The organism is Methylobacterium organophilum (assembly GCF_022533465.1).
GTDB classification, from domain to species: domain Bacteria; phylum Pseudomonadota; class Alphaproteobacteria; order Rhizobiales; family Beijerinckiaceae; genus Methylobacterium; species Methylobacterium organophilum.
Map to the genome: position 1 here is coordinate 1,707,686 of NZ_CP092848.1, position 20,985 is coordinate 1,728,670.

Annotated in this window: 20 protein-coding genes; 9 read left to right on the forward strand and 11 right to left on the reverse strand. The window is 70.4% G+C overall.

Features of this window, described 5'->3' with window-relative positions:
- Positions 1-173 precede the first annotated feature (173 nt).
- Positions 174-623, forward strand: a complete 450-nt coding sequence (locus tag MMB17_RS07925) for a response regulator (RefSeq protein ID WP_241101704.1) — start codon at positions 174-176, stop codon at positions 621-623.
- A 74-nt stretch (positions 624-697) separates the two neighbouring features.
- The gene (locus MMB17_RS07930; RefSeq protein ID WP_238309269.1) at positions 698-1,258 is read left to right on the forward strand and encodes a glutathione peroxidase; all 561 of its coding nucleotides are present in this window, start codon (positions 698-700) and stop codon (positions 1,256-1,258) included.
- 76 nt (positions 1,259-1,334) lie between these two features.
- On the opposite strand, the gene MMB17_RS07935 is transcribed toward MMB17_RS07930, so the two are convergent.
- Entirely contained in the window at positions 1,335-1,601 is a 267-nt protein-coding gene (locus MMB17_RS07935; protein WP_241101705.1) for a hypothetical protein, read from the reverse strand.
- 101 nt (positions 1,602-1,702) lie between these two features.
- Here MMB17_RS07935 and MMB17_RS07940 point away from each other — a divergent pair, with 101 nt between their 5' ends.
- Positions 1,703-1,930, forward strand: coding sequence for a hypothetical protein (locus tag MMB17_RS07940; RefSeq protein WP_241101706.1), 228 nt, complete (start codon positions 1,703-1,705; stop codon positions 1,928-1,930).
- Between the two features lie 82 nt (positions 1,931-2,012).
- A complete protein-coding gene (locus MMB17_RS07945) occupies positions 2,013-2,252 on the forward strand; it encodes a DUF2188 domain-containing protein (protein WP_238309266.1) in 240 nt (79 codons plus the stop codon).
- A gap of 82 nt (positions 2,253-2,334) precedes the next feature.
- Here MMB17_RS07945 and putA read toward each other — a convergent pair whose 3' ends face one another.
- From putA to MMB17_RS07960, 3 genes are all read right to left on the reverse strand, one after another.
- On the reverse strand, positions 2,335-5,436 hold the full coding sequence (putA, locus tag MMB17_RS07950; protein ID WP_241101707.1) for a bifunctional proline dehydrogenase/L-glutamate gamma-semialdehyde dehydrogenase PutA: 3,102 nt from the start codon (positions 5,434-5,436) through the stop codon (positions 2,335-2,337).
- A 123-nt stretch (positions 5,437-5,559) separates the two neighbouring features.
- Positions 5,560-7,263, reverse strand: coding sequence for an MFS transporter (locus MMB17_RS07955; RefSeq protein ID WP_241101708.1), 1,704 nt, complete (start codon positions 7,261-7,263; stop codon positions 5,560-5,562).
- Positions 7,264-7,862: 599 nt separating this feature from the next.
- A complete protein-coding gene (locus MMB17_RS07960; RefSeq protein ID WP_238309263.1) occupies positions 7,863-9,065 on the reverse strand; it encodes a pyridoxal phosphate-dependent aminotransferase in 1,203 nt (400 codons plus the stop codon).
- Between the two features lie 156 nt (positions 9,066-9,221).
- Here MMB17_RS07960 and MMB17_RS07965 point away from each other — a divergent pair, with 156 nt between their 5' ends.
- Positions 9,222-10,181: an alginate O-acetyltransferase AlgX-related protein gene (locus tag MMB17_RS07965; RefSeq protein ID WP_241101709.1), complete on the forward strand. Its 960-nt coding sequence runs from the start codon at positions 9,222-9,224 to the stop codon at positions 10,179-10,181.
- An 18-nt stretch (positions 10,182-10,199) separates the two neighbouring features.
- Here MMB17_RS07965 and MMB17_RS07970 read toward each other — a convergent pair whose 3' ends face one another.
- The 4 genes from MMB17_RS07970 to MMB17_RS07985 form a co-directional block, all read right to left on the reverse strand.
- Positions 10,200-10,487, reverse strand: coding sequence for a GCG_CRPN prefix-to-repeats domain-containing protein (locus tag MMB17_RS07970; protein WP_241101710.1), 288 nt, complete (start codon positions 10,485-10,487; stop codon positions 10,200-10,202).
- 162 nt (positions 10,488-10,649) lie between these two features.
- Positions 10,650-12,059, reverse strand: a complete 1,410-nt coding sequence (gene cysN / locus MMB17_RS07975) for a sulfate adenylyltransferase subunit CysN (protein ID WP_241101711.1) — start codon at positions 12,057-12,059, stop codon at positions 10,650-10,652.
- The gene (cysD, locus tag MMB17_RS07980; RefSeq protein ID WP_241101712.1) at positions 12,059-13,012 is read right to left on the reverse strand and encodes a sulfate adenylyltransferase subunit CysD; all 954 of its coding nucleotides are present in this window, start codon (positions 13,010-13,012) and stop codon (positions 12,059-12,061) included. Before cysD ends, cysN begins: the two co-directional genes overlap by 1 nt.
- Positions 13,012-13,821 (reverse strand): phosphoadenylyl-sulfate reductase, encoded by an 810-nt coding sequence (locus MMB17_RS07985; protein WP_241101713.1) that lies wholly within the window; start codon positions 13,819-13,821, stop codon positions 13,012-13,014. The genes cysD and MMB17_RS07985 overlap by 1 nt, the downstream gene beginning before the upstream one ends.
- Before the next feature lie 207 nt (positions 13,822-14,028).
- Between MMB17_RS07985 and MMB17_RS07990 the strand changes: the two genes are divergently transcribed.
- The 3 genes from MMB17_RS07990 (at position 14,029) to MMB17_RS08000 (ending at position 18,451) form a co-directional block, all read left to right on the forward strand.
- Entirely contained in the window at positions 14,029-14,532 is a 504-nt protein-coding gene (locus MMB17_RS07990) for an Lrp/AsnC family transcriptional regulator (protein WP_238309257.1), read from the forward strand.
- A gap of 112 nt (positions 14,533-14,644) precedes the next feature.
- Entirely contained in the window at positions 14,645-16,417 is a 1,773-nt protein-coding gene (locus tag MMB17_RS07995; protein ID WP_241101714.1) for a diflavin oxidoreductase, read from the forward strand.
- A 192-nt stretch (positions 16,418-16,609) separates the two neighbouring features.
- On the forward strand, positions 16,610-18,451 hold the full coding sequence (locus MMB17_RS08000) for an NADPH-dependent assimilatory sulfite reductase hemoprotein subunit (protein ID WP_238309255.1): 1,842 nt from the start codon (positions 16,610-16,612) through the stop codon (positions 18,449-18,451).
- 42 nt (positions 18,452-18,493) lie between these two features.
- Here the strand turns inward: MMB17_RS08000 and speG are convergent, their stop codons facing one another.
- Positions 18,494-19,048: a spermidine N1-acetyltransferase gene (gene speG, locus MMB17_RS08005; RefSeq protein ID WP_238309254.1), complete on the reverse strand. Its 555-nt coding sequence runs from the start codon at positions 19,046-19,048 to the stop codon at positions 18,494-18,496.
- 237 nt (positions 19,049-19,285) lie between these two features.
- On the opposite strand from speG, the gene MMB17_RS08010 reads away from it, so the two are divergent.
- Positions 19,286-19,483, forward strand: a complete 198-nt coding sequence (locus MMB17_RS08010; RefSeq protein WP_241101715.1) for a hypothetical protein — start codon at positions 19,286-19,288, stop codon at positions 19,481-19,483.
- 8 nt (positions 19,484-19,491) lie between these two features.
- On the opposite strand, the gene MMB17_RS08015 is transcribed toward MMB17_RS08010, so the two are convergent.
- On the reverse strand, positions 19,492-20,727 hold the full coding sequence (locus MMB17_RS08015) for a CCA tRNA nucleotidyltransferase (RefSeq protein WP_241101716.1): 1,236 nt from the start codon (positions 20,725-20,727) through the stop codon (positions 19,492-19,494).
- Positions 20,724-20,981 carry a DUF6111 family protein gene (locus MMB17_RS08020; RefSeq protein ID WP_238309251.1) on the reverse strand — a complete coding sequence of 86 codons (258 nt, stop codon included), beginning with the start codon at positions 20,979-20,981 and terminating at the stop codon, positions 20,724-20,726. Before MMB17_RS08020 ends, MMB17_RS08015 begins: the two co-directional genes overlap by 4 nt.
- Positions 20,982-20,985: the final 4 nt, after the last annotated feature.

Genomic DNA, 20,985 nt, shown 5'->3' on the forward strand with positions numbered 1-20,985 from the left:
GCTGCGCTCGACAGAACGCGGCGGCCCGCCGGGCCTCCGCCGGCCCGGATGACGAAATGCGGCGCTTGCTTGAACTTTTGTTATAGCTCTCCTACGGTGTTGCGATGCAGCGCAGACACCAATCCGGGTACAGCGGAGTTGACGGCCTGACGCAGACCGGATCGTCCGGTTCCGTGGCTGCCCCTCCTGATGTGCTCGCCCAGCGCGTCGAGCCACAGGGCGGCTGCTACGGGGTTCAGATCCTGGTCGCAGGGCGCCGCAAGGGCTGGCGCAACGATGTCTGCGCCCAGATCCGGCGGGCCGGCTTCTGCGCCACCACGGTCGATTCGGGCGTCGACGCCCTCACCGTTCTCGTACTCGGCATCCCGGTGGACGTTCTGGTGACCGACGCCGAATTGCAGGGTGAGCTCTGCTGCTCCCGGCTCGCGGCCGAAGCCAAGGCGCTGCGTCCCAATCTCGGCATCATCTACGCGGGCGACGAATCGGCGGTCTCCACCCTGCCGCCCGACGCGATCATCCTGCCGGCCGATGCGGAGGAGGAGGGCGTGACCAAGCGGGTGCGCCAGGCGCTCCGCTCGCGCGTACCGGCGGACGCGCCCGAACGTGCCCACAAGCGTGCGTGAGATCGCCGCGGCGGTTCCCAAGAGGCTCGTCGGTTCTAAGTGAGACGGGCGGGATCCGAATCGGGGCTCGAGCCATGACCCTGCTGCGCCGCGACTGCCTCGTTCTCATCGGTGCCTTCGCCGCGGGAATGGCCCGGGCGGAGGACGGCAAGGCCGAGGGCGCCTTTGCCTTCAGCTTCGAGAAGCCGGGCGGCGGCCTGCTGCCGCTCTCGGCCCATGCGGGCAAGCCGATCCTCGTCGTCAACACGGCCACCGCCTGCGGCTTCGCTCCGCAATTCTCCGGCTTGCAGGCCCTCTGGACGCGCTTCGGCGAGCGGGGCCTCACCGTGATCGCCGTGCCCTCGCCGGATTTCGGTAATCAGGAGCCCCTGGACGGCCCCGCCATCGCGGAGGCCGCGCGCAAGAATTTCGGCGTGACCTTCCCGATCGCCGAGAAGACGCATGTGAAGGGGGCCGCGGCCCATCCCTTCTATCGCTGGGCGGCGGAGCGGAAGCCGGGCGAGACCCCGCGCTGGAATTTTCACAAATACCTCGTCGGCCGCGACGGCAGCCTGAAGGCCGCCTTCGCCACCCAGGTCGAGCCGACCGATCCGCGGGTGATCGCGGCGATCGGCGCCGAACTCGGCGCCGCCTAGAGAGCCAGCTCAGCGCGTGACGGCGACGAGGCCGATCACGAGGGCCGCCATCGGCAGGACGACGTGGACGCCGCCCCTACCGGTAGGGCACCTCGGCGGGTGGCAGCGGGGCCTCTTCCGCCACACCCCGCCGCCGGTGCGAGCGCCGCACGATCATCCGCTCCCGCGGGGCCGGGCGCATCGCGGGCGGTGGCTCGGAGGGATAGTTCGAGGCGAAGGGATTGGCCGGCAGGCCGACCGTGCTGCCGGCCAGGCCCGGCATGCCCTGCGCCCAGGCGCCGCCGGCACCGAGGCCGAGCAGGCAGAGGCCGGAAACGGCGGCCAGGGTTCGGCGTCTCGGCATCGGCATCTCCTCGCGCGGCGGCATTGGCGGAAGGATAGGGCGCCACCCCATATCGCGACAGCGGGGCGGCGGGCCGCGCCGCTTCAGCGAAGGACGATGCCATGGATCCCCACCGTTTCGAGCGCGACGGCGAGACCTACGAGGCCCGGTTCGAGCGGGTGGCGGAGGGCTGGGTCGCCCGCATCCGCCGGGAGGGCGACGACCATGTCCATGTCCTCGCCTTCCCGGATGGCGCCGGCTTCGACCCGGAGGACGTGCGCGGCTCGCTCGTCGCCGGCTGCGAGAGCGTCCTCGCGCAACTGCCGGGCCGGGGCACCACGCGCCACTGAGGCGCGGCACCCCGGGAGGGAACTCCCCCGCGGCCTGCCGTGTTCGCGCTTCTCAAGGGCAAAGACAAAGTGAGGAGCGCGCATGGGCGAGGTCGTCTATCACATCATCGAGCATGACGGGGGCTACGCCTACCGCGTCGGCGACACGATCTCCGAGACCTTCCCGAGCCGGGCGGAAGCCCTGGAAGCGGCCCAGGCCGCGGCGGCGGAGCAGCAGGTGCCGGGTTCGACCGAGGGCATCCGCTATCAGGACGGACGCGGCGTCGAGCACGAGGAAGTCGCCCGCGGCAACGATCGCCCGAAGGCCAAGGTCGAGGGCTAGGGAAACGGCGCGAAAGCCGGCCTCCCGCATCCAGTGCAGCACGCGGTCCCCTCGCCGGAGGGCGAGGAGAGGCGCGGGGCGCTCACCCGTCGAGGGTGATCAGGCCGACGCTGCCCCCGGCGGCGGCGGTGTTGACGGTCAGCGTCCGCTCGGTGGCGAAGCGGGCGAGGTAGTGGGGGCCGCCGGCCTTCGGCCCCGTGCCGGACAGGCCGGTGCCGCCGAAGGGCTGGCTGCCCACCACCGCGCCGATCATGTTGCGGTTGACGTAGACGTTGCCGTGCGGGAGCGCGGCGGCCACGCGCGTGGCGAAGGCGTCGATGCGCGACTGCACCCCGAGGGTGAGGCCGTAGCCGCTAGCCGCCACCGCGGCGAGAACCGGCTCGACCGCCTCGGGCCGATACCGGACCACGTGCAGGATCGGGCCGAACACCTCCTCCGTCAGGTCCTCCACCCGCGCGAGCTCGAAAATCTGCGGCGGGACGAAGAGCCCTTCCGCCGGCCCCGCATCCGCGAGATGGGTCTTTGCGCTCGCCCGCATCCGCGCGACATGGGCAACGAGCCGCGCCTTGGCGGCGGCGTCGATGACGGGGCCGAGGTCGCTCGCGAGATCGCGCGGATCGCCGACCTTCAACTCCCAGGCGGCGCCCGCGATGGCCGCGATCATGCGGTCGGCGACGTCCGCCTGGACGAGGAGCAGGCGCAGGGCGGAGCAGCGCTGCCCGGCCGAGCGGAAGGCGGAGGCGACGACATCGTCGGCGACCTGCTCGGGCAGGGCCGTGGCATCGACGATCATCGCGTTGATGCCCCCGGTCTCGGCGATCAGCGGAAGGATCGCCCCGTCCCGCGCGGCGAGCGCCCGGTCGATCGCCTTCGCGGTGGCCGTGGAACCGGTGAAGACCACGCCGGCCAGCGCCGGGTGGCGGAGCAGCGCCGCGCCCACCTCCGGGCCGCCGGGCACGAGCTGCAGGGCGCTGCCCGGGATCCCGGCCGCGTGGAGCAGGCGCACGGCCTCCGCCGCGACCAGCGGCGTCTGCGGCGCGGGCTTGGCGACGACCGTGTCGCCGGCCATCAGCGCGGCCGAGATCTGCCCGAGGAAGATCGCCAGGGGGAAGTTCCAGGGCGAGATCGCCACGAACACCCCGCGTCCCCTTAGCGACAGGGCGTTGCTCTCCCCCGCCGGCCCCGGCAGCGGGACGGGGGCGCCGAACAGCCTCCGGCCCTCGGCGGCGTAGTAGCGCAGGAAGTCGATCGCCTCCCGCCACTCGGCCAGGGCGTCGTCGAGGGTCTTGCCGGCCTCCGCCTGGAGCAGGTGGAGGAAGCGCCCCCGCGACGCTTCCAGCGCCTCCGCCGCCCGGTCGAGGCAGGCCGCCCGCTCGCCCGCCGGCCGGGCGGCCCAGGCGGGGAAACCGGCGGCGGCAAAGCCCATCGCCTCCGCCGCGATCGCCGCGGTCGCCTCGATCACCGGGCCGAGGGAGGCGCCGTCGATCGGGCTCGAAACGGACCTTTCCACCCCCTCCCGCGCGCGCCCGTCGAGGATCGGAGCGGCGTGGCCCGGGCCGGCCGCGGCGTCCCGCTCGGCGAGACAGTGCCGCAAAGCCGCCCCGTCGCCGAAGGCGAGGCCTGAGCTGTTGCGGCGTGTCTCGCCGAAGAGGTCGCGGGGCAGAGGAATCCGCGGATGGCGGGCCCGCGACGGGGTCTCGATCAGCGCCTGCGGCCGGGCGAGCAGGGTCCGGGCCGGCACGGCCCTGTCGGTGGCCCGGGCGACGAAGGAGGAATTGGCGCCGTTTTCCAGGAGGCGGCGCACCAGATAGGCGAGCAGCTCGCGATGGCCGCCGACCGGGGCATAGACCCGGCAGGCGAGGCTCGGCTTGCGTTCGAGCAGGCGCGCATAGAGCGCCTCGCCCATCCCGTGCAGGCGCTGGAACTCGAAGCCCGCGCCGCCGTCGCCCGGGCCGTCGAGCTGCCCGGCGAGCCCGAGGATGGTCGCGATGGTAAGCGCGTTGTGGGTGGCGAATTGCGGGTAGAGCCGGTCGCGCCGGGCGAGCAGCCGCCGCGCGGCGGCGAGATAGCTCAGATCCGTCATCGGCTTGCGCGAGAAGACGGGATAGTCGGCCAGCCCCTGCATCTGGGCGAGCTTGATCTCGCTGTCCCAGTAGGCGCCCTTGACGAGGCGCACCATCAGCCGGCGGTCGAACCGTTCGGCGAGATGCGCGACATGGTCGATCACGGGCAGGCAGCGCTTGGAATAGGCCTGGACCGCGAGGCCGAACCCGTCCCAGCCGGCGAGGGCCGGGTCGGCGAGCACGGCGCCGAACACGTCGAGGGAGAGTTCCAGCCGCTCGGCCTCCTCGGCATCGACCGTGACGTTGAGATCGTGGGCCCGGGCGGCACGGGCGAGGTCGCGCAGGACCGGCACCAGCTCCGCCATCACCCGCGGTGCCTGCAAGGGCGTGAAGCGGGGATGCAGGGCGGAGAGCTTCACGGAGATGCCCGGCCGGTCCGGCAGGCGGCCGTTGCCGGCCTCCGCGCCGATCCGCGCGATCGCCTCCGCATAGGCTGCCCGGTAATGGGCGGCGTCCTGGGCCGTGCGGGCGCCCTCGCCGAGCATGTCGTAGGAGTAGCGGTAGCGCCGCCGCTCGCCGGAGGCCGCCCGCTTGAGGGCGGCGCCGATCTCCTCGGCCAGCACGAACTGGCCGCCCATCAGCCGCATCGCCCGCTGCGCGGCGTTGCGCACCGCCGGGCGCCCGAGCCGGCGGACCATGCCGGACAAGGTCGCCTCGGGGCTGTCCTCGGGGGCGACGAGGCGGGCGCCGAGGCCGAGCGCCCAGGCGGCGGCATGGGCGAGCCCGGTCTCGGAGCGGATCTCGTGATGGGCGAAGTCGCCCTCGCGCAGCTTGTCGGCGATCAGCCGGTCGCTCGTGCCCGCATCCGGCACCCGCAGCAGCGCCTCGGCGAGGCTCATCAGGGCGAGGCCCTCGCGGGTGGTCAGCGCGTATTCCCGCAGGAGCGCCTCGACCGCCCCGTGCCCGGCGCCCTCCCGGATCGCGCCGATCAGGTCGAGGGCGAGGGCGTCGACTGCGGCCTCGGCCGCGGGCGGCAGCGGCGCCTGCGCCAGCAGCGCCTCGGCCAGGGCGGCGTCGTCGGGCGCGTAGGGGGCCTCGAAGCGGGGAAGCGGGTCGGTCATCGTGGCGCGCGGTCCAGGCTCGCCGGAGCCTAGCACGCCCGATGCCGTCCGGCTCTCCGCCCGGGCGAAACGGGAAAGGCCCCGCCGCGGGCGGGGCCTTCCGACGAGGGCGACGTTGACGGCTCAGGGCCGTACGGGCGCCTCGTCCTCCGCGAAGATGTCGCGGTTCTTGGTCTCGGGCACGAAGATCAGGCCGATGACGAAGGTCATCACGGCGACCACGATCGGGTACCAGAGGCCGTAATAGATGTCGCCGGTCTGGGCCACCATGGCGAAGGCGGTGGCCGGCAGCAGGCCGCCGAACCAGCCGTTGCCGATATGGTAGGGCAGCGACATCGCGGTGTAGCGGATCCGGGTCGGGAACAGCTCCACCAGGGCGGCGGCGATCGGGCCGTAGACCATGGTCACGAACAGCACGAGGACGAACAGGAGCCCGATGACGCCGGCCACCTGCGGCCGGAACACGTCGAAGGGGTTGCTCATCTTCACGATGTCCGTGTCGCCCGGCTTCGGGTAGCCCGCGGCCTGGAGCGCGGCGCCCGCGGCCTTGTTGAAATCCGCTGCCGGCATGCCTGCGGGGAAGGGGATCTCGGTGCCGTTGACGACGATCTTGGTCGGCTGGCCCGCCGGGCCGGCCTCGGTGGTGTATTTCACCGAGGACTTGGCGAGGTAGTCGCGGGCGAGGTCGCAGGGGGCGGTGAACTTGGCCGTGCCGATCGGGTTGAACAGCGTGCCGCATTCGGCGGGATCGGCCACCACGCTCACCTTCACCGTCTCGATCGCCTTCTCGAGCTTCGGGTTCGCCAGCGAGGTGATGTGCTGGAAGACCGTGAAGTAGCTCACGGCGGCGATCAGGCAGCCGGCCAGGATGATGATCTTGCGGCCGATCTTGTCGGAGAGCCAGCCGAAGAACACGAAGAAGCCGGTGCCGAGCAGCAGCGACCAGGCGACGAGCAGGTTGGCGGTGTAGCCGTCGACCTTGAGGATGCTCTGCAGGAAGAACAGCGCGTAGAACTGGCCCGTGTACCAGACCACGCCCTGGCCGGCGGTGAGGCCGAGCAGCGCGATCAGGGCGAACTTGGCGTTCTTCCACTGGCCGAAGGCCTCGGAGAGCGGCGCCTTCGAGGTCTTGCCCTCCTCCTTCATCTTCTTGAAGGCCGGCGATTCCGCGAGCTGGGTCCGGATCCAGACCGAGACGGCGAGCAGCAGCACCGAGACGAGGAAGGGGATGCGCCAGCCCCAGGCCTTGAAGGCGTCCTCGCCGGTGATGGTGCGGGTGGCGAGGATGACGAGCAGCGACAGGAACAGGCCCATCGTGGCCGTGGTCTGGATCCAGCTCGTGTAGAAGCCGCGGCGGCCGTGCGGGGCATGCTCGGCGACATAGGTCGCCGCCCCGCCATACTCGCCGCCGAGCGCCAGGCCCTGCAGCAGGCGCAGGATGATCAGGATGATCGGGGCCGCGATGCCGATCTGCTCGGCATTGGGCAGAATGCCGACGATGAAGGTCGACAGGCCCATGATCAGGATCGTGACGAGGAAGGTGTATTTCCGGCCGACGAGATCGCCGACCCGCCCGAACACCAGGGCGCCGAAGGGCCGAACCAGGAAGCCCGCGGCGAAGGCCAGCAGCGCGAAGATGTTGCGCGTCGATTCCGGATAGGCGGAGAAGAACTGCGCCCCGATGATCGCGGCGAGCGAGCCGTAGAGATAGAAATCGTACCACTCGAACACGGTGCCGAGGGAGGAGGCGAGGATGACCTTCTTCTCCGCTCGGCTCATGGGCTGAGCGGGAGCGTGAGCGTGTGGCACGGCTGTCGCTGTGGCCATGGCGTTTCTCCGGGACGTTTCTGCTTTGCTTTTGGCGCAAGGCTGATGCGACGCTATGGCAAGTCAGAGATGTCCAAAAGTGGGATGCCCGGCCGAAAATGCGTTTTGAACGCAGAATTTGCGGGATTGTCACAAGCCCGTGAGGGATGCCTCGGCGAGGCGTGAGGGCGCGGCGGGCGATGCCGGCCCGATCGGCCGCGTGCGCTTGCTGGCCGGCCAAGCGCCGTCCCGGGTCATGCCCCGGCGCGGCTCACGCGCGGGATCGATGGCGCGTGAGCGCGGATCTGGTGGGCCATGCGCCGGGATCGCGGTTCCTGTTCCCCGCCATGCCGACGCTCCTGCAGCTGCTCGGCCCACTGAGCCTCACAGGGTCGGCACAGAGAACTGGTCCGGGCCGCCCCGTCACTGCCGGCCCCGCCGCCACGCCGGCCCGAGAGGGCTCGCGAAACCGTCGGGCGCATCGGCCGCGGGGAGTGCCGATGTAGAGGCCGGCTTTGCCGTTCGCAACCAGAAGGCGCAGCCGGTCGCAGGGGCGGGATGCCGCGCCACCGAAGGCAGCGCCGCCGAGGGGCCGGGCATATGGCCCCGCGACGTGCGGCTCAGCGCAGGGAGGCGCAGAAGCGCTGGATGCGGTGACAGGCCTCTTCCAGGGCGGTGTTCGAGGTCGCGTAGGAGATGCGAAGGTTCGGGCCCAGGCCGAAGGCGGAGCCGTGGACGGCGGCCACGCCCTCCGCCTGGAGAAGCTCGGTCACGAAATCCTCGTCGGTCTCGATCACCTTGCCGGCCTCCGTCCTGCGGCCGATCAGCTCGGCGCAGGAGGGATAGACGTAGAAGGCGCCCTCCGGCGTCGGGCATTTCAGGCCCTTGGCCTGGTTCAGCATCGACACCACGAGGTCGCGCCGCTCCTGGAAGGCGGCCTTGAAGCGGGCGAGATGCTCCTGCGTGCCGTCGAGGGCGGCGACCGCCGCCCATTGCGAGATCGAGGTCGCGCCGGAGGTCTGCTGGCCCTGGACGAAATCCATCGCCTTGATGAGCGCTTCCGGACCGGCGGCGTAGCCGATGCGCCAGCCGGTCATGGCATAGGCCTTCGAGACGCCGTTCATGGTGAGGGTGCGCTCGTAGAGGCCCGGCTCCACCTGGGCGGGGGTGACGAATTCGAAGTCGCCGTAGGTCAGGTGCTCGTACATGTCGTCGGTGAGCACCCAGACCTGCGGGTGCCGCATCAGCACGTCGGTGACCTTCTTCAACTCGTCGCGGGTATAGGCCGCGCCCGAGGGATTCGAGGGGGAGTTGAGGATGATCCACTTCGTCTTCGGCGTGATCGCCCGCTCCAGCGCCTCGGGCTGCAGCTTGAAGTCGTGGGCCATGTCGGTCTCCACGAAGACCGGCGTGCCGCCGCACAGGACCACGATCTCGGGATAGGACACCCAGTAGGGCCGCGGGATCACCACCTCGTCGCCCGGGTTCAGGGTCGCGAGCAGGGCATTGTAGATGACGTGCTTGCCGCCGGTGCCGACGATGGTCTGCGAAGCCTTGTAGTCGAGGCCGTTCTCGCGCTTGAACTTCTTCGCGATGGCCTCGCGCAGGGGCACGATGCCGGAGACGGGCGGGTACTTGGTCTCGCCGCGCCGGATCGCCTCGATCGCGGCCTCCTTGATGTGGTCGGGCGTGTCGAAATCGGGCTCGCCCACCGACAGGCTGATCACGTCCATGCCGGAAGCTTTGAGCTCCCGCGCCTTCTGCGTCATCGCGATCGTCGCGGACGGCTTCACGCGGGACAGGGCGTCGGCCAGAAAGCCCATCTCGAAAAACTCCGGTGTTCGGCAGGGGCTCCGGCCTTGCCGGAAGCGGGCGGGACCCTAGTCCCGGCCCGGTGAGCCGGCAAGGTGGCGCGGATGCGGTGGCTCCATACCTGCGCTGCGATTTCGTCACCGGCCGAACCGCCCTATCTAGCCCGCATGTCCGAGCTTCCCGCCAACCTTGTCCATGTCGGGCGCGACGGTTGGCTGTTCCTCACGGCGGGGAGCAACAACGTCGTCGGCCAGTTCAGCCGCTCGCCCTTCATGCAGCGGCAGATCGAGGGCTGGCGGCGGCTCCTGATCGCGCGCACCCGCCGCTGCGCCGCCCTCGGGATCGGCTACCGGCACCTGATCGTGCCGGAGAAGCTCTCGGTCTACGATCACAGGCTCGGCGAGGGCCTCACGGTCGACGTCCGTCTGTCGCCGGCCCTGCGGCTGCGCCGCGGCCTCCTGTTCCATCCGCGGGCGCGCCGGGCCTGTCTCGACCTCGTCGGCGCCTTCCGCGCGGCGCGCGACGCCCAGGATCTCTACCTGAAGACGGACAGCCACTGGTCCTTCGCCGGTTGCCATCTCGCCTACGAACGGCTCTGCGCCGCCTGGAAGGCCGTCCCCGTGCCGGATCTCGGCACCCGCTTCCACGGGGCGCGGGAGCGGATCGGCGATCTCGGCGAGAAGCTCGATCCGCCCCGCGGCGAGAGCGTGCCCTTCCACTACCTGCTGCGGGACGCCGAGCGGACCTATGCGAGCCCGATCGTGCGGTTCCGCGAGGCGTCGGGCGAGCCCGACAAGCTGCATGTCGGCTCGCACGTGATCTATGCCAACACGTCGCCGCAGGCCGATCCGCGCCGGGTGGTTCTGTTCGGGGATTCCTACGCGCATTTCTCGCCGATCATGCTCACCGGCATGCTGGCCGAGACCTTCCGCGAGGTGCATTTCGTGTGGTCGTCCGCGGTGGACTGGGGCTACGTGGAGCGGGTGAAGCCCGACCTGATGCTCACCCAGCTCGCCGAGCGCTTCATGTTCCGCCTGCCGACCGACGATTTCGATCTCGAGGCCTATGCGCGGGAACGCTTCGGGGCCGAGATGGCCGCACACGGGGAGCAGGCGGCCTCCGGCTGAGGCCGCCCGCCGTCGCCTTTACCAGCGGCAGACGCGGCGCGGCCCGAACGGGGTCGGGCGGAAGAAGCAGCGGCGGCCGTAAAAGCCCGGGCGCGGCCCGTAATAGGGCCGGGCGAAGACGCGGCAGCGGCCGTAGGCGTCGCGGCCGGCGCCCGGGCCGCAGCCCTGCGCCACATGGGTGACGAGATCGCTGCCGGTCAGGCCGGCCGTGCCGGCCCCGAGGGGAGCCGCGCCGGCCGTGGAGGCGGTCGCGGTCAGGCCGCCCAGAGCCAGGGCTGCCGCGAGCCCGAGCAGACGCTTCGACATGGGAGTTCCTCCTGTTGGTCCCGGCGCCGAGGGCGCCGAACCCGGACACAGAGAGGGGAGGGGGCCGGGATCTCAAGGGCCTGCGGCAGGCCGTCCGGAAAACGTGAAGGCCCGCCGCTTCGAGGAACGGCGGGCCTTCGTTCGGGGGATGGGGCGGCTGCGTCAGATGCCGCCGAAGACCCAGCGCAGACGGGACAGGAAGCCGCCGGAGGGTGCGCTCTTGCGCTTGGCCTCGTCCCCGGCCGTCCCCTTCTCGACGGGCGCCTTGGGCGCCGGGGCCTGGATCAGGCCGAGGGCGGCCGTGTCCGTGGTCTCCCGGTCGATCAGGATCAGGCTGCCGGTGTCGCGGCTGTCGCGATAGGCGTCGACCGCGATCTCCCGGTCGAGCTGCAGCGTCACGTCGCCGATGTCGTTGACGGCGAGTTTCTCCGCCGGCGCCGCCTGACCCGTCTCCGGGTCGATGCGGCGGCGGATCGCCTTCACCACCGCGTTGGTCGTGGTGGTGCCGACCTTGGCCCAGAGGCTCGCGCCCGGCGCCAGCTCGGTCTCGGAGGCCCAGAACAGGCGCACGTCGAGGGTGTCGGTGACGGTGAGGGGGGCATCCGCCGTGGCGATCACCGCGCCGCGGGAGGCGTCGACCTCGTCGGCGAGCACCAGCGTGACCGACTGTCCCTCGCTCGCCCGGGACAGGTCGCCGTCGGCGGTGAAGATGCGGGCGATGGTCGAGGTCTTGCCCGAGGGAGCGATCACGACCTTGTCGCCCGGCGCCGCCGAGCCGCTGGTGATCAGCCCGGAGAAGCCGCGGAAGTCGGAGTTCGGCCGGTTGACCCACTGCACCGGCAGGCGGAAGGCGGCGGCCCGCTCCTCCGACTTCACCGGCACCTCTTCGAGATAGGCGAGGAGCGGCACGTCCGTGTACCAGGGCGCGGCGGCGCCCGGCAGCACGACGTTGTCGCCGTTCTTGGCCGAGAGCGGGATCGCCCGCACCTCGGCGAAGTCGAGGCCCTGGGCGAAGGCGTCGAAGCCCGCCACGATCTCGTCGAACCGCGCCTGGGACCAGCCGAGCAGGTCCATCTTGTTCACGGCCAGCACCACGCGGCGGATGCCGAGCGCCGAGACGAGCAGGGCGTGGCGGCGGGTCTGCCGGGTCAGGCCCTGGCGGGCATCGACCAGGATCACCGCGACGTCCGCCGTGGAGGCGCCGGTGGCCATGTTGCGGGTGTACTGCTCGTGGCCGGGGGTGTCGGCCACGATGAAGGAGCGCTTCTCGGTGGAGAAGAAGCGATAGGCCACGTCGATGGTGATGCCCTGCTCGCGCTCGGCCTGGAGGCCGTCGACGAGGAGGGCGAGGTCGACCTCCTGGCCCTGCGTGCCGTGCTTGCGCGAGTCGCGCTGGAGCGCGCTGATCTGGTCGTCGAAGATCTGCTTGGTGTCGTGCAGCAGGCGGCCGATCAGGGTCGACTTGCCGTCGTCCACGGAGCCGCAGGCGATGAAGCGCAGCACTTCCTTGTTCTGGTGCGCGTGCAGGAAGGCCTCGTAGCCGAAGGCCTCCGGTGACGGGTGGACGGTCATCAGAAGTAGCCCTCCTGCTTCTTGCGCTCCATGGCGCCGGCGCCGTCCTTGTCGATGACGCGCCCCTGGCGCTCGGAGGTGCGGGCGGCGAGCGTCTCGCCGATGATCTCCGGCAGGGTCTTGGCAGGACTCTCCACCGCGCCGGTCAGCGGGTAGCAGCCGAGCGTGCGGAAGCGGACCTGGCGCAACTGCGGCGTCTCGCCGGGATTCAGGGGCAGCCGCTCGTCATCGACCATGATGAGCTGGCCCTCGCGCTCGACGACGGGCCGCTCGGCCGCGAAGTACAGCGGCACGATCGGGATCTGCTCCTGCTCGATGTAGAGCCAGATATCGAGCTCGGTCCAGTTCGAGAGCGGGAACACGCGGAAGCTCTCGCCGCGCCGCTTCTTGAAATTGTACAGGTGCCAGGGCTCGGCCCGCTGGCGCTTCGGATCCCAGCGATGCTGCGCGTTGCGCAGGGAGACGATGCGCTCCTTGGCGCGGCTCGCCTCCTCGTCGCGCCGCGCCCCGCCGAAGGCCGCGTCGAACTTGTGCTGGTCGAGTGCCTGCCGCAGGGCCTGCGTCTTCATCACGTCGGTATGCACCTCCGAGCCGTGGCTCACCGGGCCGACGCCCTTGGCGAGGCCGTCTGGGTTGGTGTGCACCAGAAGGTCGAGGCCGAGCTCCTTCGCGCGGGCGTCGCGGAAGGCGATCATCTCCTTGAACTTCCAGGTCGTGTCGACGTGGAGCAGGGGGAAGGGCAGGCGCCCGGGGGCGAAGGCCTTCAGCGCCAGATGCAGCAGGACGGAGGAATCCTTGCCGATCGAGTAGAGCATCACGGGGTTCTCGGTCTCGGCGACCGTCTCCCGGAAGATCTGGATGCTCTCGGCCTCGAGGCGCTGCAGATGCGTCAGGCGCGCCCGGGCGGGCGCGGAGCCCGGCGCGAGCCGGGCTTCGGCGGTGGCACCGCTCATCAAACCAGTTCCCTTCTGTTCTCGCGGGATGTCGCCGCGCGCGCGGGCTCCTCGAAGGCCGCGGCCTCCTGCCCGGGCGCGACGTCGCCCTCCGGCCTGTGCACGTGCAGGCCGCATTCCTTCTTGGATTCCTGCTCCCACCACCAGCGCCCGGCCCGCTCGCTCTCGCCGATGCGCACGGCACGGGTGCAGGGCGCGCAGCCGATGGAGGGGAAGCCCCGGTCGTGCAGGACGTTGTAGGGGACGTAGTTGTCCTTCACGAAGCTGTCCACATCCGCCCGGCTCCAGTCGGCGAGCGGGTTGATCTTGATGAGGCCGCGGGCCTCGTCGGCCTCCGCGAGCGGCGTGTCGGCCCGGTTGGCCGATTGCCCGGCGCGCAGGCCCGTGAACCAGCCGGCGGCGTTCTCTAGGGCCCGGGCCAGGGGCTCGACCTTGCGGAAGCCGCAGCAGGCCTGTCTTGCAGCGATGGAATGGCGGAAGCCGTTGATGCCCTCCGCCGCGACGAAGGCCTCCTCAGCCGCGCGCTCGGGCGCGTAGGCGCGGATGCGGATGCCGTAGGCGGCCTCGGTCTCGGCCCAGACGTCGTAGGTCTCGGGGAAGAGGCGGCCCGTATCGAGGGTCACGATCTCGGTCCGGCCCTTGGCCATCGCGAGGGCGTGGGTGAGCGCCTGGTCCTCGATGCCGAGGCTGGTGGTGAAGACGAGCCGGCCCGGCACCCGGTCCTCGACGAGGCGGATCCGCCTCGTCAGATCCAGCCCCGCCATGGCTTCGGCGAGGTCCGCGGCCGCGCGCTGGAGGGCGTGCGTCATGTGGGCTGCTTCGATTACCTGCTTGTACGACGCCTGAAATGTTCGCTATAACGAACGCTGTCAAGGCGTCCCCAGTCGCTTTGCGCGCAATCCTCTCCTGTGAGGGAGGGGGATTGAAGCGAATGGTTCGGCTTGGCCGCCGAATGGTAAAAGAATCTTCTCGCAGATGCCTGCGGATGCCGGGTGCGAGCCCGGATAGGAGGCCCCTTGGATTCGATCGATCTCAAGATCCTTGCGCTCCTCCAGAAGGACGCCACCCTTTCGATCGCCGCCATCGGCGAGCAGGTCGGCTTGTCGCAGACTCCGTGCTGGAAGCGCATCCAGCGGCTGGAGGCCGATGGCGTGATCGACCGCCGCGTGGCGGTGCTCGATCCCGTCAAGCTCGGGCTCGGGCTGACCGTCTTCGTCTCCATCGAGACGGCGGACCATTCCAAGGACTGGCTGGAGCGATTCGCCGACCGCATCGCGGCGATGCCGGAGGTGCTGGAATTCTACCGAATGGCCGGCGACGTGGACTACATGCTGCGGGTCGTAGTGGCCGACATGTCCGCCTACGACACCTTCTACAAGAACCTGATCGCGACGCTGCCGCTGAAGAACGTCACTTCGCGTTTCGCCATGGAGAAGGTGAAGTCCACCACCGCCCTGCCGCTGCCCGCCCCGCCGCCCCGCGGCCGCGCGACCCCGCAGCTCGCCGTGGTCGGAGAATAAAATTCTTTAACTTGCTGCGCGCGCAAAAGGCTCGTTCTCCCGTGGGCCTGTTCTGTAAAACGGACGTTCCTCCGTTGACAGCGGCGCTCTGGCAGACGACATGGCACGTATAATGTCTCGACAAGCGATCCTTCCCCGCACGGCCCCCTTCGACGAGCGCGAACGGGCAAGCCTCGACTCCGTCCTGGTGACGGCGACGCCGATCCAGCGCGCCTGGCTCACGGGCTTCCTCGCCGGGCTCGATGCCGCCGCGGGCATCCAGCCCGAGGCCGCGGCGCAGCCGGCGGCGGCTCCGAAGGCGGCGGAACCGCTGACGATCGTCTTCGCCTCCGAATCCGGCAACTCGGAGAAGCTCGCCGGCGATGTGAGCAAGCTCGCGCGCAAGCAGGGCTTCAAGCCGAAGGTGATCGATTTCGCCGATCTCGATCTCGCCACCCTGCCCAAGGCCGGCAAGCTCATCGCCATCGCCGCGACCTGGGGAGAGGGCGAGCCCCCGGCCCGGGCCGTGCGCGCCTATGGCGAGCTGATGGGGGAGGGCGCTCCGCGGCTCGACGGCGTCGAGTTCGGCGTGCTCTCGCTCGGCGACACCAGCTACGCGGAGTTCTGTGCCATCGGGAAGGCGCTCGACGCGCGCTTCGAGGCCCTCGGCGCCAAGCGCGCCTATGACCGCGCCGATCTCGACCTCGATTTCGAGAAGCCCGCCGCCGACTGGATCAAGGGGGCGCTCAAGGCCCTGGCCCCGGCGGATGCCGGCGGCAACGTCGTGGCGGTCGATTTCCGCGCCACCGGCGGCGAGGAGGAGGCCGAGCTCAGCCGCGAGCCGGTGGTGGTCGAGGTGATCGACCACATCAACCTGAATTCTTCGCGCTCGGACAAGGAGACGATCCATCTCGCCCTCGAATTCGAGGACGGGGCGCCCGCCTACGAGCCCGGCGACTCCCTGGAGATCTTCCCCGAGAACGACCCGCAACTCGTCGAGGAGATCCTGAAGGCCACGGGGCTGTCCGGCGACGAAGCCCTGCGCAAGGCGCTGCTCGCCGAGCGCGACATCACCACCCTGTCGCCGACCACGGTCGAGCGCTTCGCCAAGGCCACCGGTCATGCCGAGGCGCAGGCCTTCGTGGAGAGCGGCGAGGTGAAGGCCTGGATCGAGGGCCGGCACCTGATCGACCTGCTCGAACGCTTCCCCGTGACGCTGACGGCCGAGCACCTCAACACGGTCACCCGGCCGCTGCCGCCGCGGGCCTATTCCATCGCCTCCTCCCGCAAGGAGGTCGGCGACGAGGTGCACCTGACCATCGCCGCCGTGCGCTACGAGACCCATGGCCGCGCCCGCTCCGGCGTCGCCTCGGTGCATGTGGCCGACCGGATCGCCAACGGCGCCAAGCTGCGGGTGCGGGTGAAGCCGAACAAGCATTTCCGCCTGCCCGCAGATCCGGCGACCGACATCATCATGGTCGGCCCCGGCACCGGCGTCGCGCCCTTCCGCGCCTTCGTGCAGGAGCGCCGCGCCACCGAAGCCCCGGGCCGCGCCTGGCTGTTCTTCGGCGACCGCCACTTCACCCACGACTTCCTCTACCAGCTCGAATGGCAGGAGGCCCTGGAGGACGGTTCGCTCACCAAGATCGACGTGGCCTTCTCCCGCGACCAGCCGGAAAAGATCTACGTGCAGGATCGGATCGACCAGAACGCGGCGGACGTGGTCGCCTGGCTCGATGGGGGCGCCTCGTTCTATGTCTGCGGCGACGCCAAGAACATGGCCAAGGACGTCCGCGCCGCCGTGGTCCGCGCCTTCCAGTCCGTGAAGGGCCTGAGCGCCGCCGATGCGGAGGCCCATGTCGCGTCCCTGGAGCGCGCCAAGCGTTATCAGCAGGACGTGTACTGAAGACACGCGACGCTCCCTCTGCCCGCCGCGGGAGAGGGTGGCCCCGGAGGGGGTCGGGTGAGGGGACCCCGGCCTCCGGAGATTTCGCGGCAGGCGCAGCCAGGCTGCACCGTCGCTCCCCTCTCCCGCCTCGCATCCGCGAGGCACCCTCCCCCGCAGAGGGGGGAGGGCTGCAGGTATCGGATCACCGCCATGGACGACCACAAGCCGATCGACACCACCGACGGGCCCGCCGTGGAGACGCCCGGCGTGGGCGCGCGCCGCTACGAGACGCCGCCGACCGGGCGGCCGATCGACGATGCGGAGGCGGCCCGGGCGGCCGGCCTCTCCCACAACGAGCACATCAAGATCGCGAGCGGCTATCTGCGCGGCACGCTGGCCGACGGGCTCCTGAAGCACGCCACCGGCGCCATCTCGGACGATGACGGGCAGCTCGTGAAGTTCCACGGGATGTACCTGCAGGACGACCGCGACCTGCGGCCCGAGCGCACCAAGAAGAAGCTCGACAAGGCCTACAGCTTCATGATCCGCCTGCGCATCGCCGGCGGCGTGGTGACGCCGAAGCAGTGGCTGATCCTCGACAACATCGCGACGACCTACGCCAATGGGACCCTGCGCGCGACCACGCGCCAGACCTTCCAGTATCACGGCGTCATCAAGTCGAACCTCAAGCGGACCATGGCAGCGATCGACTCGGCGCTGCTCGACACGATCGCGGCCTGCGGCGACGTGAACCGCAACGTCATGGCCGCGACGAACCCGGCCCAGGCGGGCGCCCACAAGGCAGCCTACCAGCTCGGCAAGGACATCTCCGACACGCTGCTGCCGAAGACGCAGGCCTGGCGCGAGATCTGGCTCGACGGCGAGCGCGTGGTCGGCGGCGAGGACGAGGCGGTGGTCGAGCCGGTCTACGGCAAGACCTACCTGCCGCGGAAGTTCAAGATCGTGGTCGCGGTGCCGCCCTCCAACGAGGTCGACATCTTCGCCCACGACCTCGGCTTCATCGCCATCCTCGACAAGAAGAACAAGGTGACGGGCTGGAACGTCACCGTGGGCGGCGGCATGGGCATGACCCATGGCGAGACCGACACCTTCCCCCGCACCGCCGACGTGATGGGCTTCGTGAAGCCCGAGGACGCCCTCAAGGTCGCCGAGGCCGTGATGACGGTCCAGCGCGACTGGGGCAACCGCAAGGTCCGCAAGAACGCCCGGCTCAAATACACGATCGAGCGTTTCGGCCTCGCCGCCTTCCGGGCCGAGGTCGAGAACCGCCTCGGCAAGAAGCTTGAGGAGCCCAAGCCCTTCACCTTCACCGGCAACGGCGACCGCTTCGGCTGGGTCGAGGGCGAGGACGGGCGCCACCACCTCACCCTCTACGTGCCCTCGGGCCGCATCAAGGACGTGGAGGGCGGCCCGCGCTTCCTCTCGGGGCTGCGCCGCATCGCCCAGGTGCACGAGGGCGATTTCCGCCTCACCGGCAATCAGAACGTGATCATCGCCAACGTGCCGGCGGCCAAGCGCGCCGAGATCGAGGCGCTGGTCGACGAATACGCTCTCACCAAGGGCGCGGGCGCGCTGCGCCGCAACTCCATGGCCTGCGTGGCCCTGCCGACCTGCGGCCTGGCCCTCGCCGAGAGCGAGCGCTACCTGCCGGACCTGATCTCCGAGCTGGAGGAGAGCCTCGCCCGACACGGCCTGCAGGACGAGGAGATCACCATCCGCTCCACCGGCTGCCCGAATGGCTGCGCCCGGCCCTACATCGCTGAGATCGGCCTCGTCGGCCGCGGCCCCGAGCGCTACCACCTCTATCTCGGCGCCGCCTTCGACGGCTCCCGCCTGAGCAAGCTCTACAAGGAGGACGTCACGGCCGGCGAGATCCGCGCGACCCTCGATCCTCTCTTCGCGGCCTATGCCAAGGGCCGCCGGAAGGGCGAGCATTTCGGCGACTTCGTGATCCGCGCCGGCTACGTGGCCAAGACCGGCAACGGGCCGGATTTCCACGAGCGCACCGGCGCGCTCCAGCCCGTGGCCTGACAAGGGCGTCCCGGCTGCCCGGTCCCGGGCAGCCGGATTCCGTCAGGTCTTCAGCACCGGCTCCAGCACGTCGCCGGCCCCGCGCTGCTTCAGATAGGCCGGCTGGAACAGGCACATGCGCACGGCGTCGCGGTAGCGCCCGTTCACGAAGAACTCGTCCTTGAGGATGCCCTCGGGCTTGAAGCCGCAGCTCTCGTAGATCCCGACCGCGCGGGCATTGTCCTTGTCCACGTGCAGGTAGAGCTTGTGGATGTTGAGCACGCTGAAGGCGTAGTCCATGGCGATGCGCGTGGCGCGCTTGGCGTAGCCGCGCCCCTGAAAATTGGGATGGATCGCGATCTGGAACTCGCAGCGCCGGTGCAGGTGGTTGATCTCGACGAGCTCCACCAGCCCGGCCGGCTGGTTGTCCTCCGTGGCGATGATGAAGCGTCGCTCGGTCTGGTTGTGGATGTTGCGCTCGTAGAGCTGCGACAGCTCGGCGAAGGACTCGTAGGCCTCCTCGAACCAGTAGCGCATGATGCTGTCGTTGTTGTTCAGCTGGTGGACGAAGAGCAGGTCCTCCCGTTCCAGCGGTCTCAGCTTGATGTGGGCAGGCATGGGGCGGTCAGTCGGTTGCGGGGAGAGGGGTCGGATCGGCGTTCTTGCGCCGGCTCCATGACGGGAGCGCGACGGTTACGCTTTACTGTCCCATGCGCCAAAGTTCCTGCGAATCATCAATGCTCGGGAGGCTGGGAAAGCTTAGCCGTGGCGTGTCGAAAATTCTCATGACGTGGTGAACCTTGTGAGCATTTCGCCCGTTCTCTCGCCGGCGGTATCCGGGCGCGGGAGAGGGCGATGGCCAGGCACGAGATTCTACGCTTCTTCGAGCATCGGCGGGACGGGGAATGGGTCTGCGTGAAGCCCTTCACCCTGACCACCCGCAGCGCCAGCATCGATATCCGCCAGGGCATGCGCTTCGCCTACGGCACCCGGGTGGGCGGCGTCGACCTCGCCGAATATCTCGAGCAGCTCGGCTCGCAATTCGGATCCTGACACCCGGCTCAGGCCTGCGCCGAGGTCAGCGCGGCGTCCAGCAGCCGCGCCCGCGCGGCCTCGTCCGTCGGGCAGCCCTCCGCCAGCCAGAGGGCCTTCGCCGCGGCGAGCGCTTGGCCGACCGCGCGCCCCGGGGCCAATCCCGCGGCGACGAGATCGCCGCCGCTGAGCGGCATCACGGGTTTATGGTCGAGCGCATCGAGCGCGGCCTGTGCTTCACGTGAAATCCGGGGACGGGGCTCTCCCTCGACCGCTGCCAGCACGTCGCGGACCGCCTCCGGCCCGAACTCCGCGGCCAGCGCGCGGAGGCCGCGCGCATCCACCTCCGTCAGGCCGTGCAGCCGCGCCAGCGCCCGGGCATAGGCCAGGAGACGAGCATGCTCGGCCTTGGACAGGCGCAGGGTCTCGAGCAGGCGCCCGGCATCGGCGGTGCTCTGCACGGAAAGGGCGGCGAGGCGCGCGATGTCGGAGCACGGGGCCTGTCGCGCGGCCCGGGCGAGACGTCCGAGTTCGCCGACGCCCCCGGTGATGCGTCCGAGCAGGCCGGTCGCGCTCAAGGTCGCGATCGCCTCCACGGCGCGCGGGGCGACGAGCAGCTTGAGCAGCTCCGCCCGCACACGCTCCCGGCTGAGCCGGTCGAGGCTGTCGCGGGCGGCGATCGCGGCCGCCAGTCCCTCCGGGTCCGGCGCGTCCTGCCCGTAGCGGGCGTGGAAGCGGAAGAAGCGCAGGATCCTCAGGGCGTCCTCGCGGATGCGGATGGCCGCATCCCCGATGAAGCGGACGCGGCCGGCTGCGAGATCGGCGAGGCCCCCCGTGGTGTCGTGCACCCGGCCATCCGGCGAGAGGGAGAGGGCGTTGATGGTGAAGTCGCGCCGCTCGGCGTCCCGGGCGAAGTCGCGGCCGTAGCGCACCACCGCATGGCGTCCGTCGGTCTCGATATCCTCCCGCAGGGTCGTCACCTCGTGCGGCACGCCGTCCACGACGAGCGTCACGGTGCCGTGCTCGAAGCCCGTCGGCACGGCCTTGAGGCCGGCGGCCCTGGCCCGCGCCAGGGTGTCCTCGGGCCGCAGGGTGGTGGCGAGGTCGATATCCGCCCCGTCCCGGCCGAGGAGCGCGTCGCGCACGCAGCCGCCGACGAGCCGCGTCGCCTCGCCCTCCACCCGGAGCGCGGCCAGGCAGACCTGCACGCCCGGACGGGCCAGAAGGCGGCCGGGGCCGTCAGGGTCGAGGCGGTGTGCGCTCACTCGAAATGCCCCGGCACGAGGCGGCCGTTCTCGATGCGGCTCGGCACCCAGCCGTCCTGATGCCGAGTCGCGGTGATCCCGGTCATGACGAGGGAAGCGACCACCGCGAACAACCCCGCCATCACCAGCCGGGTCCAGTAGGGATCCCACTGCATTCGGTCGAGGGGCGAGCGCCGGGCGAAGAGCAGGTAGGCGGCGAAAGCCAGGAAGGGCAGCGCGAACACCGCGAGTTCCTGGAGGACGAGACGACCCATGCGC